The 16,311-nt window shown below is 68.5% G+C and carries 18 protein-coding genes; 14 read left to right on the top strand and 4 right to left on the bottom strand.

Translation table 11 applies throughout. From position 1 onward, the window contains the following. The first annotated feature begins 25 nt into the window (after window positions 1-25). Complete coding sequence (gene rplI, locus EV668_RS04840; protein ID WP_133768686.1) at window positions 26-592, top strand: 50S ribosomal protein L9; 567 nt, start codon at window positions 26-28, stop codon at window positions 590-592. A 232-nt stretch (window positions 593-824) separates the two neighbouring features. Then, window positions 825-1,190: a GrlR family regulatory protein gene (locus tag EV668_RS04835; RefSeq protein WP_133768685.1), complete on the top strand. Its 366-nt coding sequence runs from the start codon at window positions 825-827 to the stop codon at window positions 1,188-1,190. Window positions 1,191-1,196: 6 nt separating this feature from the next. Here the strand turns inward: EV668_RS04835 and EV668_RS04830 are convergent, their stop codons facing one another. Then, window positions 1,197-1,445: a hypothetical protein gene (locus EV668_RS04830; RefSeq protein ID WP_133768684.1), complete on the bottom strand. Its 249-nt coding sequence runs from the start codon at window positions 1,443-1,445 to the stop codon at window positions 1,197-1,199. Between the two features lie 325 nt (window positions 1,446-1,770). Here EV668_RS04830 and EV668_RS04825 point away from each other — a divergent pair, with 325 nt between their 5' ends. The 11 genes from EV668_RS04825 to EV668_RS04775 all read left to right on the top strand — a co-directional run bounded on the left by EV668_RS04825 (window position 1,771) and on the right by EV668_RS04775 (window position 12,191). Beyond that, window positions 1,771-3,264, top strand: a complete 1,494-nt coding sequence (locus EV668_RS04825; protein WP_133768683.1) for a replicative DNA helicase — start codon at window positions 1,771-1,773, stop codon at window positions 3,262-3,264. A gap of 4 nt (window positions 3,265-3,268) precedes the next feature. Beyond that, complete coding sequence (alr, locus tag EV668_RS04820; RefSeq protein ID WP_133768682.1) at window positions 3,269-4,393, top strand: alanine racemase; 1,125 nt, start codon at window positions 3,269-3,271, stop codon at window positions 4,391-4,393. Next, on the top strand, window positions 4,390-4,749 hold the full coding sequence (locus EV668_RS04815; protein WP_133768681.1) for a hypothetical protein: 360 nt from the start codon (window positions 4,390-4,392) through the stop codon (window positions 4,747-4,749). The genes alr and EV668_RS04815 overlap by 4 nt, the downstream gene beginning before the upstream one ends. Then, window positions 4,746-5,066, top strand: a complete 321-nt coding sequence (locus EV668_RS04810) for a type II toxin-antitoxin system RelE/ParE family toxin (RefSeq protein WP_133768680.1) — start codon at window positions 4,746-4,748, stop codon at window positions 5,064-5,066. Before EV668_RS04815 ends, EV668_RS04810 begins: the two co-directional genes overlap by 4 nt. Beyond that, window positions 5,066-6,439 (top strand): DNA repair protein RadA, encoded by a 1,374-nt coding sequence (gene radA, locus EV668_RS04805; RefSeq protein WP_133768679.1) that lies wholly within the window; start codon window positions 5,066-5,068, stop codon window positions 6,437-6,439. The genes EV668_RS04810 and radA overlap by 1 nt, the downstream gene beginning before the upstream one ends. Window positions 6,440-6,640: 201 nt before the next feature. Next, entirely contained in the window at window positions 6,641-7,210 is a 570-nt protein-coding gene (locus EV668_RS04800; protein ID WP_133769985.1) for a CvpA family protein, read from the top strand. An 86-nt stretch (window positions 7,211-7,296) separates the two neighbouring features. Continuing rightward, on the top strand, window positions 7,297-8,781 hold the full coding sequence (gene purF, locus EV668_RS04795) for an amidophosphoribosyltransferase (RefSeq protein WP_133768678.1): 1,485 nt from the start codon (window positions 7,297-7,299) through the stop codon (window positions 8,779-8,781). Between the two features lie 4 nt (window positions 8,782-8,785). Next, entirely contained in the window at window positions 8,786-9,523 is a 738-nt protein-coding gene (locus EV668_RS04790) for an SDR family NAD(P)-dependent oxidoreductase (RefSeq protein WP_133768677.1), read from the top strand. A gap of 218 nt (window positions 9,524-9,741) precedes the next feature. Then, window positions 9,742-10,236, top strand: coding sequence for a DUF3617 domain-containing protein (locus EV668_RS04785; RefSeq protein WP_133768676.1), 495 nt, complete (start codon window positions 9,742-9,744; stop codon window positions 10,234-10,236). A 417-nt stretch (window positions 10,237-10,653) separates the two neighbouring features. Next, window positions 10,654-11,862, top strand: a complete 1,209-nt coding sequence (gene zigA, locus EV668_RS04780; RefSeq protein WP_133768675.1) for a zinc metallochaperone GTPase ZigA — start codon at window positions 10,654-10,656, stop codon at window positions 11,860-11,862. After that, the gene (locus tag EV668_RS04775) at window positions 11,859-12,191 is read left to right on the top strand and encodes a hypothetical protein (RefSeq protein ID WP_133768674.1); all 333 of its coding nucleotides are present in this window, start codon (window positions 11,859-11,861) and stop codon (window positions 12,189-12,191) included. Before zigA ends, EV668_RS04775 begins: the two co-directional genes overlap by 4 nt. 112 nt (window positions 12,192-12,303) lie before the next feature. Here the strand turns inward: EV668_RS04775 and der are convergent, their stop codons facing one another. The 3 genes from der to EV668_RS04760 form a co-directional block, all read right to left on the bottom strand. Continuing rightward, window positions 12,304-13,638, bottom strand: coding sequence for a ribosome biogenesis GTPase Der (gene der, locus EV668_RS04770; protein ID WP_133768673.1), 1,335 nt, complete (start codon window positions 13,636-13,638; stop codon window positions 12,304-12,306). A gap of 10 nt (window positions 13,639-13,648) precedes the next feature. After that, window positions 13,649-14,314: a tetratricopeptide repeat protein gene (locus EV668_RS04765; protein ID WP_133768672.1), complete on the bottom strand. Its 666-nt coding sequence runs from the start codon at window positions 14,312-14,314 to the stop codon at window positions 13,649-13,651. A gap of 107 nt (window positions 14,315-14,421) precedes the next feature. Next, the gene (locus EV668_RS04760) at window positions 14,422-15,003 is read right to left on the bottom strand and encodes an NnrU family protein (protein WP_133768671.1); all 582 of its coding nucleotides are present in this window, start codon (window positions 15,001-15,003) and stop codon (window positions 14,422-14,424) included. A 93-nt stretch (window positions 15,004-15,096) separates the two neighbouring features. Between EV668_RS04760 and EV668_RS04755 the strand changes: the two genes are divergently transcribed. Next, a complete protein-coding gene (locus EV668_RS04755) occupies window positions 15,097-16,269 on the top strand; it encodes a hypothetical protein (protein WP_133768670.1) in 1,173 nt (390 codons plus the stop codon). Window positions 16,270-16,311: the final 42 nt, after the last annotated feature.

Here is a 16,311-nt window from a genome sequence, read left to right as displayed (position 1 = left end):
TCAGCCAATCGAAGGAGTTCACGTCATGCAGGTTATTCTTCTCGAACGGGTCGCCAAGCTCGGCCAGATGGGCGAGACCGTCCGCGTCAAGGACGGCTATGCCCGCAACTTCCTCCTGCCCCGGGGCAAGGCGCTCCGCGCCACCGCCTCCAACAAGGAGCGCTTCCAGCACCAGAAGGCCGAGCTCGAAGCCCGCAACCTCGAGCGCCGCTCGGATGCCGAGGCCGTCGCCGAGAAGCTCGGCGGGCAGAGCTTCACCATCATCCGCCAGGCGGGCGACACGGGCATCCTGTACGGCTCGGTCGCCGCGCGGGACCTCGCCGAGGTCGTCACCGCCGAGGGCTTCAAGGTCGGCCGCGACCAGTTCATGCTGAACAAGCCGGTCAAGACGCTCGGACTGCATGCCATCCCGGTCTCGCTCCACCCGGAGGTCGAGGTCGAGATCACTCTGAACGTCGCCCGCAGCCCCGAGGAGGCCGAGCGTCAGGCCCGTGGCGAGAGCGTCTTCGAGCGCGATGAATTCGATCTCGACGAGCTCGACCTCGAAGTCGGCGCCGCCCTGGCCGAGGCCGGCCCCGGCGAGGAACTCTGAGTTCCACGGCTCCCTCCGGGTCTTGTCGGCTCGGAGGGGGCCGCCCCCGTCCGGGCGCGCGCCCCTCGCCACGAAGGGGTGCGGTTCGGATCTTGACTCTATCGTCAGTTTTATAGGGACAGACGGAGAACAGCGGCTTTCGCTTCCGCGGAAAGCGCTCTAGTCGAAAGCTCCTCCGCTTTCACGAGGCGGAACGACGCGCGTGCCGGCGGCCCGGCTCGGGGCGAGCGCGATGAAGAACGGTCTGTACTCGATCCACGTCCATCTCGGCGACGGCCGGACCGGCAAAGGCAGCGGCGTCCTGGTTCTGCGGGACGGGCGCATCCTCGGCGGCGATTCGTTCCTGCACTATGTCGGCAGCTACGAGGCTCGCGGAGAGACCCTCTACGGCGAGGTGGTGGTGAACCAGCACACGCCCAGCACCAGCCAGTTTCCCCTTTTCGGCGGACGACAGGTCGGGATCGGCTTCAGCGGGACCGATTCGGGTGGCCGGATCGTCCTCGACGGGACCGCACTCGTCGGGCGGGAGAGCATGATCTTCCGCGCCTCGCTGATGTTCCTGGCCGCCTTGGAGGACACGGACCCTCCGGCGGCCTGAGGCACCCTACGCTTTCGACAGCCGCGCCACGTTGGCCTGAACCCTGCTGCGATAGGTCGAGACGATCCGGTCGGGCGAGCCGCCCATCATCACCGCGAGACCGGTCTGGATGCCGGCCTCGACCTTCTCCGACACCATCAGGCACGCCTCCTCCTGCGCCTCGAAGCCACCACTTCCGAGCTTGATCAGCCGCAGACAGACGACGTGCTGGGACTCGGTCGCGAGAAGCGCGAGATTCCACCAGGATTGCAGCATCCATGTCTCCACGTTGAGCCAGCGCATGCCGTTGTGTCGCGGACACGGCGGCATGCTCCAGGTTGCGGTAGGAGCGTGCTTTACTCGGACAATCGGATCCCGATTTCCGGAGCATGCTCCACCGCCAGCCGACCTGCTTAGCACGGCTGCGGCGGCGCACGAGGCCCGCCGCGCATTTGTTCTTGATGTGTTCCGAGCCGAAAGGCGATATCGTAAGACAGCAAGCCTGTGTGTTGCGGGGAGAGCGCGAATTCGGGTTATCAGCCCGTCCCCGAATCGGGCCAATCGCGCCCATCGTCAGATCGTCTCGAGGATCATCGTCACCATGGCTTCCGCCACCGCGCTTGTCGCCCGTCTCGATCAGGACCAGCGCGCCTTCCGCGAGGCGCCGAACAACGTCGACGCGGAACAGGCGCTGCTGGGGGCGATCCTCGTCAACAACGACGCCTTCTACCGGGTTTCGGACTTCCTCCTTCCCCCGCATTTCCACGAGGAGCTGCACCGGCGCGTCTACGAGGTGACGTCGAGCCTCATCAAGGCGGGCAAGGTCGCGAACCCCATCACGCTGAAGACCTTCCTCGGCGACGCGGATCTCGGCGGCATCACGCTGCCACAATACCTCGCGCGCCTCGCGGCCGAGGCGACGACGATCATCAACGCGGAGGATTACGGCCGCACGATCTACGACCTCGCGATCCGCCGGAACCTGATCTCGATCGGCGAGGAGGTGGTCAACGTCGCCTATGACGCGCCGGTCGAATCCTCGCCGCGCGACCAGATCGAGGCGGCCGAGAAGCGGCTCTACGAACTCGCCGAGACCGGGCGCACCGATGGCGGCTTCCAGACCTTCTCGAACGCGATGGCCGCCGCCATCGACATGGCAGCGGCGGCCTACAAGCGCGCCGGCAAGCTCTCCGGCATCTCGACCGGCCTCGCCGATCTCGACCGGCAACTCGGCGGCCTGCAAAGCTCCGACCTGATCATCCTCGCCGGGCGTCCCGGCATGGGCAAGACGGCACTCGCCACCAACATCGCCTTCAACATCGCGAAGGTCTACGAGGGGGAGAAGCAGCCCGACGGCTCGCTCAAGACGATCAACGGCGGCATCGTCGGCCTGTTCTCGCTCGAAATGTCGGCCGAGCAGCTCGCCACCCGTATCATCGCCGAACAATCGGGCGTGCCGTCCTACAAGATCCGCCGCGGCGACATGCGCGAGGACGATTTCTACAAGATCACCGACGCCGCCCGCGAGATGCAGACGATCCCGTTCTACATCGACCAGACGGGCGGCATCTCGATCGCCCAGCTCGTCGCGCGGGCTCGGCGCCTCAAGCGCCAGCGCGGCCTCGACCTCCTCGTGGTCGACTATATCCAGCTCCTGTCCGGCAGCTCCAAGAAGGGTGAAAGCCGCGTTCAGGAAGTGACGGAGATCACGACCGGCCTCAAAGCCCTCGCCAAAGAGCTGGCGGTGCCGATCGTCGCGCTCTCCCAGCTCTCGCGCCAGGTCGAATCACGAGACGACAAGCGGCCGCAGCTGTCCGACCTCCGTGAATCGGGCTCGATCGAACAGGACGCCGACGTCGTCCTCTTCGTCTTTCGCGAGGAATACTACCTCAAGGGCAGGGAGCCCGCGATCGGCACCCCCGAGTATCAGGATTGGCAGAGCAAGATGGAGCGGGTCCACGGCAAGGCCGAGGTCATCATCGGCAAGTCGCGCCACGGCCCGACCGGAGCCGTGCAGCTCGCCTTCCAGGCCGACGTCACGCGCTTCACGAATCTCGCCGACGAGGACAAGTTGCCGGAACCCTACGGTGATTGATGTCGTGACCAGCTCTCCTTCTCCAGAATCCGCTCCCGCCACCCTGACGATCGACCTCGCGGCCCTCGCGGCGAACTGGCGCCTCCTGCGCGACCGCTCCGGTGCGCCGGACTGCGCGGCGGTGGTGAAGGCGGATGCCTACGGGATCGGGATCGAGCCGGCGGTCGGAGCCCTCCACCAGGCTGGCTGTCGCACCTTCTTCGTCGCTCATCACGGCGAGGCCGTCCGCGTCAGAGCGACGGCGCCCGATGCGACGGTCTACGTCCTGAACGGGCTTCTTCCCGGCGCGTCCGCCGCCTTCGTGCGGGACGGGATCAGGCCGGTGATCGGCTCGTTCGACGAACTCGCCGATTGGGCGGAGGCGTCGCGCGACGCCGGGCGGCGCCTGCCGGCCGCGATCCATGTCGATACGGGCATGAACCGCCTGGGCTTCCAGCCCGACGAGGTCGAGAGGCTCGCCGCCGATCCGCGCCTTGGCGCGATCGAGCCGGCTCTCCTGATGAGCCACCTGACCTCCGCGGACGAACCGGAGAAGCCGGCGAGCCGGCTCCAGGTCGAGGCCTTCGACCGTGCGCGTGCGGCGCTGCCGGGCGTTCCGGCCTCCCTCGCCAATTCTTCCGGCCACTTCCTCGATCCGACACCGGCCTACGACGTCGCGCGTGCGGGCTACGCGCTCTATGGCGGCAATCCGGTTCCGGGCCATCCGAACCCGATGCGGCCGGTCGTGCGGCTCGAGGCGCGCATCGTGCAGACCCGCACGATCCCGGCGGGTACGCCGGTCGGCTATGGCGGAGCCTGGACGGCGAAGGCGCCTCGCCGCCTCGCGACGATCTCGGTCGGCTATGCCGACGGCTATCTGCGTCAGGCCAGCGCCACCGACGCTCACGACGGCGGCGCCGCGCTCGTCGCCGGGCGCCTCTGCCCCTTCGCCGGGCGCGTCTCGATGGACCTTATCGTGCTCGACGTGACCGACGTCCCGGAGGCGGAGGCGCGGCGCGGCTCCGTCGCGACGCTGATCGGGGATGCGCTCGACATCGACGAGGTCGGGCGCCGTGCCGGCACCATCGGCTACGAGATGCTGACGGGCCTCGGACGGCGCTACGGGCGGAGGTATCTCGATGCGGCATGACCCGCGGCAGGGAAATCGACGCATTTTTTGCGCGGCATCGGTTATGCTACCGTTCCAGCGGAGGCCGCATCGCGATGCCGCGTCATATCCACTTGAGCCCGGAACTCGACGTCGTCGTCGACCGTCTTCTCGCGAGCGGGCGTTACGATAGCGCCGACGCGCTCGTGGGCAAGGCTGTATCCCTGCTCGACGACCTCCACCGCAGACAGGACGATCAGATCGCAGCCTTCAAGGCGCAGATCGCCGACGGGCTCGCTGATCTCGCGGCGGGCCGCACCCACGATCTCGACGAGATTTCCGCCGAACTGGACGACATCATTCGGGAACACGAGGCCCGGCGAGACGCGGCCGAATGAAGGTCAGGACATCGTCAGCCGCCCGGCGCGATCTCCGCGACATCGTCGATTTCATAGGCCGCGACAATCCGATGGCCGCCCGCCGGCTGAAGTCCAACCTTCTCAAGCGGCTCGCGAGCCTGTCGGAGCATCCCGCACGCGGACGCGTCGTGGCCGAACACGATGGCATCGCCTTGCGGCGCCTCATCGAAGGATCGTTCCTCATCTTCTATCTGGTTCGCCAAGAGGACGTTCTCGTCACGCGCGTGATGCGCGGATCGAGGGCCATCGACGTGGAACTGCTGCGCGATCCGGGCTGGCCAGAGGAGCCGGTCTGATGGCCAAATCCCCTTCCTTCGCCTGCCAGAGCTGCGGCGCGGTCTATAATCGCTGGCGCGGCAAGTGCGAGGCCTGCGGCGGCTGGAACACGGTTGCCGAAGAGGCGGCCTCGCATCCGATGGTCGGCCCCTCGTCCATGCGGCCGTCCCGCGCCAAGGGCCGCGTCTTCCCGCTCGAAGGGCTCTCGGGCGAAACCAAGGATGCGCCCCGCATCCGCACCGGCAACGGCGAGTTCGACCGCGTGGCCGGCGGCGGGCTCGTGCCGGGCTCCGTCATCCTGCTCGGCGGCGATCCCGGCATCGGCAAGTCGACCCTCCTGATCCAGGTCTCCGCCGCCCTCGCCCGGTCCGGGCACCGCGTCGCCTATATCTCGGGCGAGGAGGCGGTGGCGCAGGTGCGGCTGCGGGCGGAGCGCCTCGGCCTCGCCTCGGCCCCCGTCGAGCTCGCCGCCGAGACCAATGTCGAAGACATCGTCGCGACCCTCGGCTCCGGCGCCCCGCCCCGCCTCGCGGTGATCGACTCGATCCAGACCATGTGGACCGAGACCGTGGAATCGGCGCCCGGCACCGTCAGCCAGGTCCGCGGCTCGGCCCAGGCGCTGATCCGCTTCGCCAAGCAGCACGGCACGTCGATCATCCTCGTCGGGCACGTGACCAAGGACGGGCAGATCGCGGGGCCTCGCGTCGTCGAGCACATGGTCGATTGCGTCGCGTCCTTCGAGGGCGATGCAGGCCATCATTTCCGCATCCTGCGCGCCTCCAAGAACCGCTTCGGCCCGACCGACGAGATCGGCGTCTTCGAGATGACCGATCGGGGCCTCGCCGAGGTGCCGAACCCGTCCGAACTGTTCCTCGCCGGGCGCGACCTCGCGAGCCCCGGCACCGCCGTCTTCGCCGGGATGGAGGGCACGCGCCCCCTTCTCGTCGAGATCCAGGCCCTCGTCGCCCCGTCCCCGCTCGGCACGCCGCGCCGCGCCGTCGTCGGCTGGGACCCGGCCAGGCTGTCGATGGTGCTCGCCGTGCTCGAGGCGCATGGCGGCGTCCGGCTCGGACAGCACGACGTCTATCTCAACGTCGCGGGGGGCCTGCGCATCCAGGAGCCGGCCGCCGATCTCGCCGCCGCGGCGGCCCTCGTCTCGTCCCTCACGGGCACGCCGCTTCCGACCGACGGCGCCTATTTCGGCGAGATCGGCCTGTCGGGCGCAGTGCGCCCCGTCACGCAGATCGGCGCCCGAATCAAGGAGGCTCAGAAGCTCGGCTTCGCGCGTGCGATCGGGCCTCCGCCGCCCGGGGAGGCCGCCCCGCCGGCCGCCCTCGCCCATGTCGCCGATCTCGTGGCGCGGATCGCATCCGGCGGCGGCGGGAAGCGCTGATCGGGGCGCCGGCGACGATGCGCCAACGAGTTCAAGGCGTTCGCAGCGTCCGTTGAGCCCCGATGCGCAGCGGCAACAGAGTTCCGCAAACTCCCTCCCGCGACCTCGCAGTCGGATGACGCGTGACGGACGGACCGCTATAGGGGGCGCCGATCGCGCGGCCAGGGCCGACCCCATCTCGGACAGGATTTCATGGCCTCGATGCCCATCTCCATCCTCGATCTCGTCGTGATCGGGGTGATCCTCATCTCCGCCCTGCTCGCCGCAGTCCGCGGCTTCACGCGCGAAGTGCTGGCCATCGTGGCCTGGGTCACGGCGGCGGCTGCCGCCTGGGTGTTCCATCCCCTCGTGCTGCCGCGCGTGAAGGAATATGTGACCAACCCGAACATCGCGCTCGCCATCGCGATCGGCGGCGTCTTCATCGTCGTGCTGCTGATCGTCTCGATCATCACGGTGAAGCTGTCGGACTTCATCCTGGATTCCCGCATCGGCGCGCTCGATCGGACGCTCGGGTTCCTGTTCGGCGCCGCTCGCGGTTTCCTGATCTGCGTGATCGGCTGGGCGGGCCTCGCCTGGCTCGTTCAGGGCAAGCTGCCCGAATGGGCGACGAACGCCCGCGCCCGGCCCATGCTCGAGAACTCCAGCGCGACCCTGATCTCCATGCTTCCCGATCCGGACGGCGTGATGGCGCAGTTCAAGAAGCGCCAGGAAGGCCAGGGCGACGGAACTCCGGCCCCCACCCCGGCTCCGACGACCCCTCCGCGCGGCTGACGCGCTGCAGCGTCGCGGCGGCCGTAGTAGAAAAACGGCGCGCCCTGCCCTAGATTGTGCCCTTAATGCGAAAGGGACTCCGGCCCATGGCGCCAGGATCGCAGATTTCACCCGATCAATGTCACGACGATGACGACCTCGACGCAGATCATCTGCGCGAGGAATGCGGCGTCTTCGGCATTTTCGGCCATCCCGACGCGGCGGCCATCACGGCGCTCGGCCTGCACGCGCTGCAGCATCGTGGCCAGGAAGCGGCCGGCATCGTCTCCTTCGACGGGCAGCGCTTCCATTCGGAGCGCCGCCTCGGTCTTGTCGGCGATGCCTTCTCGAAGGCGTCGACGATCGAGCGCCTGCCGGGTCGGGCCGCGATCGGCCACACGCGCTACTCGACGACCGGCGAGACGATCCTGCGGAACGTCCAGCCCCTCTTCGCAGAACTCGGCACCGGCGGCTTCGCCGTCTGCCACAACGGCAATCTCTCGAACGGCCTGACGCTTCGCCGCCAGCTCATCGGCGAGGGCGCGATCTTCCAGGCGACCTCCGACACCGAGGTGATCCTGCACCTCGTCGCGCGCTCGCGACGCAACCGCTTCGTCGACCGTTTCACGGACGCGCTCTCGCAGGTCGAGGGTGCCTATGCCTTCGTCGGCATGACCAACAAGAAGATGGTCGGCGCGCGCGATCCGCTCGGCATCCGCCCGCTGGTCCTCGGCGACCTCGACGGGTGCCCGATCCTGACCTCCGAGACCTGTGCGCTCGACATCATCGGCGCGCGCTTCGTGCGCGAGATCGCCAATGGCGAGGTCGTGATCGTCGGTCCCGAAGGGATCGAGAGCCTGCGCCCCTTCCCTGCCCTGCGGCCGCGGCCGTGCCTGTTCGAATACGTCTACTTCTCCCGGCCGGATTCGGTGCTGGGCGGTCACAACGTCTACGAGGTCCGCAAGAAGATCGGCGCGACCCTCGCCATCGAAAGCCCGGTCCAGGCCGACGTCGTGGTTCCGGTGCCGGATTCGGGCGTGCCCGCCGCCATCGGCTTCAGCCAGCAATCGGGCATTCCCTACGAGCTCGGCATCATCCGCAACCATTATGTCGGGCGCACCTTCATCCAGCCGAGCCAGACGGGGCGCGAACTCGGCGTGCGCATGAAGCATTCGGCCAACAAGGCCGTCGTCGCCGGACGCCGCATCGTGATGGTCGACGATTCGATCGTCCGCGGTACGACCTCGCGCAAGATCGTCGCCATGATGCGCGAGGCGGGAGCGGCGGAGATCCATTTCCGCATCGCCTGCCCGCCGATCAAGTTCGCCGACTATTACGGCATCGACATGCCCTCGCAGGACAAACTGATCGCGGCGCGCATGTCGGTCCAGGAGATCGCGGATTATCTCGGCGTCGACAGCCTCGCCTTCCTGTCGATCGACGGGCTCTACCGCGCGCTCGGCCAGCCCGGCCGCAACAACGCGATGCCTCAGTTCACCGACCATTATTTCACGGGCGAGTATCCGACGCCGATCTCGGACCATCTCGGCGAGGCCTCGAAGCAGATCTCGCTCCTCGCAGAAGCCGGCTGACATCATGACGGAACTCAACGGCCGCATCGCGGTCGTGACGGGCGCGTCCCGCGGAATCGGACGCGCGGCTGCGCTCGCCCTGTCGAAGGCCGGCGCGCATGTGATCGCCCTCGCCCGCACCCAGGGCGCCCTGGAGGAACTCGACGACGAGATCCAGTCCGGAGGCGGTTCGGCAACTCTCGTGCCGGTCGACATGAAGGATTACGACGCGCTCGACCGGCTCGGCGCGGCCATCCTCGAGCGCTGGGGCAAGCTCGACATCCTCTTCGCCAATGCGGGCCTCCTCGGCGGCCTCGCTCCGCTCGGCCATTACGACCAGAAGATCTGGGACGACGTCATGGCGGTGAACGTGACCGCGAACTGGCGGCTGATCCGTTCGCTCGGCCCGTTGCTGCAAGCCTCCGATGCCGGCCGTGCGATCGTCGTCTCGTCGGGCGCCGCGCATTCCTGCCGCGCCTATTGGGGTCCCTATTCGGTCTCGAAGGCCGCCGTCGAAGCGCTCGCCCGCACCTACGCCGCCGAGACGGCGACGACGCCGGTCAAGGTGATGATGGTCAATCCCGGCCCCCTCCGCACCCGCATGCGCGCCTCCGCCATGCCGGGCGAGGACCCGGCGACCCTGAAGACGCCCGAGGAGCTTGTGCCCCACATCGTCCGGATGGCCTCGCCCTCGTGGACGGAGAGCGGCAAGCTCTACGATTTCCCGCAGGATCGCGTCCTCGACTTCAACCGACCGAGCTGACAATCCGGCCGGCGCGCCTGGCGCCGCCGAGAACAGCGGCGCGCCTCCCGCGACGCCGGAAGCGCTGATCGAAGCGTCCTGCGACGGCGCGCGCACTGCGTTCTGCGCCGGGCTGCATTGCGGCGAGCGGCACCGTTCATCCCCTCCGGCGGCGATATCGGCCTTATTTCGGTCTCCTCGCGGGATCACGGCACGCGTCCTCAATCGAAGGAGTTCTCATGAGATTCGCCGTTGTCGCGCTGTCCGTCGCGCCCTTGCTGCTCGCCGGCACCCTGCCGAGCGCTGCCGACACGCTGCCGTCGCGCAAACCCGGCCTGTGGGAGATGACGATCACTGCACCCGGCGCGCCCGCGAGCCCGGCCATCAAGCAGTGCATCGACGAGAAGACCGACAAGCTCGCTGAATCGGCGGCCGCCCCCGGCGCGACCTGCTCGAAGCGCGAGATCCGCAAGGTGGCGGCTGGCTACGAGATCGAATCCGTCTGCACGGTCCAGGGCATGACGGCCGAGGGCAAGGGAACGATCACCGGCGACTTCAGCAGCGCCATCAAGATGGACATGACGACGAGCATCAAGATGCCGAACATGCCCAATCCGATGGTCCAGAAGATGGTGATCGAGACCAAGCGCACCGGCGACTGCGCGGCCGGCCAGTCGCCCGGCGACGTCATCATGCCGAACGGCCAGGTCGTGAAGATGCCGGGCGCCAAGTAAAGCGGCGTCCTGAGGCGAGGCGGTCCCTCGGGGCCGCCTCCGAGCATCAGCCCTCGAGGCAGGTGCACACGAAGGCGCTGCGCTCCTGGCCCTTCAGGCTCCTCGCGCAGCGCACCATCATGGCGGGTCTCATGCGCTCCTGCCGAGCCGTAAGAGCGGGGCCGTCAGACCGGCCCAGAGGCGTCGGCGCCGCCAGGGCAGCGGCGAGAGACAGGCGCATCAACGACATCGGCAAACTCCCGCGGTTCATCCGCTGGGGATGAACATTCCGCATTGAGCCGCTGAACCACACCGCCGCACGGCTGGCTTGCACGGTCCCGGACCGTTCGGCCCCTGACGTCACGCGGACCCGTTCCCTTGCCGCTTCAGAGTATGTTATATTATAACATATCAAACATGCCGTAGCGCTTGGATGCCATGCCCCATCGTCTCCCCGTCACCGTCCTCTCCGGCTTCCTCGGCGCCGGCAAGACGACCCTCCTCAACCATGTCCTGAACAACCGCGAGGGACGGCGCGTCGCCGTCATCGTGAACGACATGAGCGAGGTGAACATCGATGCCGACCTCGTGCGGGAGGGCGGGGCGGACCTCTCGCGGACCGACGAGAAGCTCGTCGAAATGACCAATGGCTGCATCTGCTGCACCCTGCGCGACGACCTGCTCGAGGAGGTCGGCCGGCTCGCCGCCGAGGGTCGCTACGATTATCTCCTGATCGAAGGCACCGGCATCGCCGAGCCCCTTCCCGTCGCCTCGACCTTCTCGTTCCGCGACGAGGCCGGGCGTTCGCTGAGCGACGTCGCCCGGCTCGACACGATGGTCACGGTCGTCGACGCGATCAATCTCCTGCGGGATTACGGCTCGCACGACTTCCTGCGGCAGCGGGGCGAGACGGCGGGCGAGGACGACGAGCGCACCATCGTCGACCTCCTGGTCGAGCAGATCGAATTCGCCGACGTCGTCGTGATCAACAAGGCGGGCGACGTCGGCGCCGAACAGCGCGACCATTGCCGCAAGGTCGTCCGCGGGCTGAACGCCGATGCGCGGATCGTGGAAGCGGATTTCGGCCGCGTGCCCCTTGATACGGTGCTCGATACGGGGCTCTTCGAGGAGGAGAAGGCCCAGCGCCATCCGCTCTGGTACAAGGAGCTGTATGCGCCGCACGAGCACAAGCCCGAGACCGAGGAATACGGCATCGGCAGCTTCGTCTACCGCGCCCGCCGCCCCTTCCATCCGGCACGGTTGAACGAGGTCTTCAACCGCGCCTGGCCGGGACTGATCCGGGCGAAGGGCCATTTCTGGCTCGCGACGCGGCCTGATTGGGTGGGCGAGCTCTCGATCGCAGGCGCCATCAGCCGCGTCACTCCGATGGGCACCTGGTGGGCCGCGGTCCCGAAATCGCGCTGGCCGGACCATCCGGACTGGACCGCTCTGATCTCGCGGCACTGGAGCCCGACCTGGGGCGACCGGCGCCAGGAACTCGTCTTCATCGGCACGAATCTCGACGAGGGGGCGATGCGGGCAGCGCTCGATTCCTGCCTTCTCGGCTCCGCCACGGCGCCCCGCTTCGACGCGGATGCCTATCGCGATCTGCCCGATCCGTTTCCGGTCTGGCGGCGCGCCGCATGAGCCTTCTCGCCGGCTTCCGCGGTTCGCGGAAGCGCTCGACGGAGGAGGCCGATCGGCGACGCGCGCTCAAGGCCCGCTTCGTCGAGCACCTCGCCCTCGGCGAGGACGATTCCCTGACGCTCAGCGAGATCGTCTGCCACGATCCCGCCTGCCCGGGGATCGAGACGGTGATCCTGCTGATGAGAGCCGGAGAGCGGCCCCGCGCCTACAAGATCGCGGCGGCCGTCGCGGATGTGACCGAGGAGGAGATCGAGGCGGCGTGCCGGGAATTGGCAGGAGAGGTCGCCGGGTCGTGTCCGTGCGCGGCAGACACGCTCCCCACGTGGTGAGGCGCCGGTTGCGCAATTGCGAGGAGGCGAAGCCGACGAAGCAAGCCAGGAGGCCTGGGATGTGGCCTGCCTGGTTGCTTCGCTCCGCTCGCAAAGACGGAAGACGTGCGGCTCAGCGCTTCTTCCGGTCGAACGGATTGGGGCCGGACCTCAGCGACAGCCTTATCGGCGTGCCGGGAAGGTCGAAGGCCTCGCGAAGGCCGTTCGTCAGGTAGCGCGAATAGGCCTTCGGCAGGGCGTCGAGCTGGTTGCCGAAGACGGCGAAATGCGGCGGGCGGGCCTTCACCTGCGTCATGTAGCGGATCTTGATGCGCCGACCGGAGACGGCCGGCGGCGCGTGGGCGGCCAGGGCCTCGCCGAGCCAGTCGTTCAGCCGCGCCGTCGAGACGCGCCGGTTCCAGACCTCGGCCGCCTTCACCACCGCGCCCATCAGCGCGTCGATCCCCTTGCCCGCAAGCCCCGACAGGGGCACGACCGGGACGCCGCGCACCTGCGGCAGGAGCCGCGTCGCCTCCTCGCGCAGCTCCTTCAGGAGGCCCGGCTGGTCGGCGACGAGGTCCCATTTGTTGAGCCCGATCACGACGGCCCGGCCCTCGCTCTCGATCAGGTCGACGATGGTCAGGTCCTGCTTCTCGAACGGGATCGTCGCGTCGAGCAGGACGACCACCACCTCGGCGAAGCGGATCGCGCGCAGCGCATCGGCGACCGAGAGCTTCTCGAGCTTGTCCTCGATCCGGGCGCGCTTGCGCAGGCCCGCGGTGTCGAAGAGGCGGATCGGCTTGCCCTTCCAGCGCCATTCCAGCGAGATCGTATCGCGCGTGATGCCGGCCTCGGGACCCGTCAGCAGGCGGTCCGCGCCGACCATCCGGTTGACGAGGGTCGACTTGCCCGCATTGGGGCGGCCGACGATCGCGACCTTGAGGGGCTTGTCGCCGCGCTCGCCGTCCTCGCCCTCCTCGCCGACGATGGGCGCCAGGGCGTCGTAGAGATCGCTCAGCCCCTCGCCATGCTCGGCGGAAAACGGAACCGGGTCCCCGAGCCCCAGCGAGAAGGAATCGTAGGCTCCGGCAAGGCCGCCCTTCCCTTCCGCCTTGTTGGCGACGAGGATGACCGGCCGGCCCGCCCGGCGCACGAGATCGGCGAAGGCGCGGTCGTCGGGAATGATGCCGCTGCGCGCATCGATCAGGAAGAGGACGGCATCGGCCTCGTCGATCGCCGCCTCGGTCTGGCGGCGCATGCGGTCGGACAGGGAGCCGGCTTCCGCCTCCTCCAGTCCCGCCGTGTCGATGATGCGGAAGGAGAGGTCGCCGAGCTGCGCCTCGCCCTCGCGCCGATCGCGCGTGACGCCGGGCCGGTCGTCGACGAGCGCGAGCTTCTGGCCGACGAGCCGGTTGAAAAGGGTCGACTTGCCGACATTCGGCCGGCCGACGATCGCGACGACCGCCATGACGTGAACCTTACTGCGTGGTCTGGACGGGGCCGCCCGCCGCAAGAGCCGAATAGATTTCGAGCCGCCCGCGGAGATTCTGCGGCGCGGTCCGGTCGGCGGCGATCTGATCGAACCACTTCGCCGCGCCGTCGAAATCGCCGGTCTTGAGGGCGGTCAGGCCGAGGAGTTCGCGTGCCGAATGCCGCCACGGATTCGTCGGCACCGCGATCGATTCGAGTTCCTTGAGCGAGGCCGCGTTTTCGCCCGCTTCGAGCCGGAGCGCGGCGGCGCGGATGCGGGCGAGATCGCGCAGAGGCGCCTCGACGGCGGCGTCGGCCGCGATGGCGTCATAGGCCTTGGCGCCGTCCTCGCCGCTGCCGCTCTTGCCGAGTTCGGCCGCGAGCCGGAACCGAGCGAGCAGGCGATAGCCGGCGGGGGCATCCGCGATCATCCCTTTGAGGGCAGCCTCGGAATCGGCGCTCTTGTCGTCGCGCGACAGCTGCACCGCCTCGGCGAAGCGGGTCGCGGCGGCTTCCTGCTTCCTCGCGTCGAGATGCAGCCAATAGCGCCAGCCGCCGACGCCGGCGACCACCAGCAGGACGAGCGCAATGATGAGGATGCCGAAGCGGTTCCAGATCTGGCTGATCCGCTGCCGGCGATACTCCTCGTCCACTTCACGGATGAAATTGTCCATTCGGTCCCGCTGCGTCCCGGCCGTGATCGTTCTCAGCCGCGCCGCCTAACACGAGAGCGTCATCAAGGCGAGGCGCGTCTCACCGCACGCGCGCCGCGCGCGGCGTCTTACTGTCCCGGCCAGACCGAAACCCCGATCAGCATCGGATGCAGCCAGCGGGCGAAGACGAACCACGCCGCGGTGCCGATCCCGAAAGCCGCGAGGTCCGCCCAGAGCTGCGGCGGCCCCGGAGCGAGGTCGACCGCGTCGGCCCGGCGCTTGAGGCTGATGCGGGCCGCGACCGCCCAGGCGAGGATCGAGCCGAACAGGAGGATCGAGCCGAGGTCGCCATTCGCGAGAAGATGCGCGAGCGCCCAGAGTTTCACGGCCGCCAGCATCGGGTGCTTCAGAACCCGCTTGATCCGTCCCGGCAGATACGCGGCGACGAAGAACACGAAGGCGGGCCAGACCAGCAGCAAGGCGAGATGGCGGGTCCAGAGCGGCGGGTACCAGACGTCGATCCAGCCCTCGCGCCGGTAGAGGCCGAAGCCGTAGGAGACGAGGACGAGGCCGATCAGGGCGACGACGGAATAGCCCAGCTTGTAGGGGCCGGCGCCGAACCGCTCGATGAGGGCGGCGCGCGTCCCCCTCCGCATGGTGACGGCATGGATGCCGAGAAACAGCACAAGGCCCGCGATCAGCGGCAACATCGACGATCTCCGAAACGGCCTGACAACCCGAACGGCCTACGGTGCCCATAGGACGACGTGTTACGACTTAGACCAGATCGAAACGGAAAGGCGATGAGCACGGTGCGTGCGATCCCCACGGCGGCGCTTCTCGCAGGCCTTCTTCTGTGCGGCGGAACGCCTCGGGCCGCCGATCCGCCGCTCGCGGCCGTGACGATCGTCGGCGCCGTCGAGACCGTCTTCACGCCGAAGCGGGATGCCTGCGACGGCGACGACGTCCCGGACGCCAATGCCCGCGCCTTCCGGGACGCGACGGGTTCGGTCGTCGTCTTCGCGATGCACATGAAGAACCGCGCCCTGCGCGGACCCGATCTCGCCAACCTCAAGATCGACTGCGCCTCGCCCCTCCCCTCGCAGGGTGACGCCGATCCGGCCCGCTATGACGACGCGACCTGGATCACGGCCACCTGGACTGAGGACGGCCGGCGGATCGAGGCGCTGCTCCACCACGAATACCGGGCGAACACCCATCCCGGCCGGTGCACGCACAAGGAGTACCTCGCCTGCTGGTACAACACCGTCGTCGCGGCCCGTTCGATGGATGGAGGCCGCACCTTCGAGCGCGCGAGCCCGCCCGTCGTCGTGGCGGCGCCGCCCTTCCGGCAGGAGGTCGGCCAGGGCCGGCATCGCGGCTTCTTCAACCCGTCGAACATCGTCGCGCATGGCCGCCACCGGTACATGATGGTCTCGACCACCGGCTGGCCGGGCCAGGCAAGCGGACCCTGCCTGTTCCGGACCGCCGACCCGGCCGACCCGACCTCCTGGCGCGCCTTCGACGGCAAGGAGTTCTCGATCCGCTACGGCGATCCCTATCGCAGCGACGCGAAGCCGGCGCCCTGCCGCGTCATCGCGCCCTTCCCCGCCCCCGTCGGCGCCATCGTGCGGCATCGCGGGACGGGAGCCTGGCTCGCCGTGTTCCAGGCCAAGGGCGACGGGGGACGCTTTCCGCAATCGGGCTTCTACACCACCGCCTCGCGCGACCTGATCTCATGGGACAAGCCGCGCCTGCTCCTCGCGGGACCGACGCTCTACGACGGCGCCTGCGACTCGGGGGGGACGCTGATCAACTATCCGTCGCTCCTCGACCCCAAGGCCGAGGGGCGGAACTTCGACGATGTCGGCGACAGCGCCGACCTCTACTACACGCGCCTTGTCGTCGACGGCTGCAAGACGACGTCCGACCGCGACCTGCTGCGCCGGCATGTGGCGATCAAGGTCTGGCCGTAGCCGCGCCGGTGGAGCGATCCGAATTCGCCCGCAAGCGGCGGA

This window comes from Enterovirga rhinocerotis (genome assembly GCF_004363955.1).
Classification (GTDB): Bacteria; Pseudomonadota; Alphaproteobacteria; order Rhizobiales; family Beijerinckiaceae; genus Enterovirga; species Enterovirga rhinocerotis.
The sequence above is the reverse complement of the archived record's forward strand: the minus strand, read 5'-3'. Positions and strand labels throughout refer to the sequence as shown.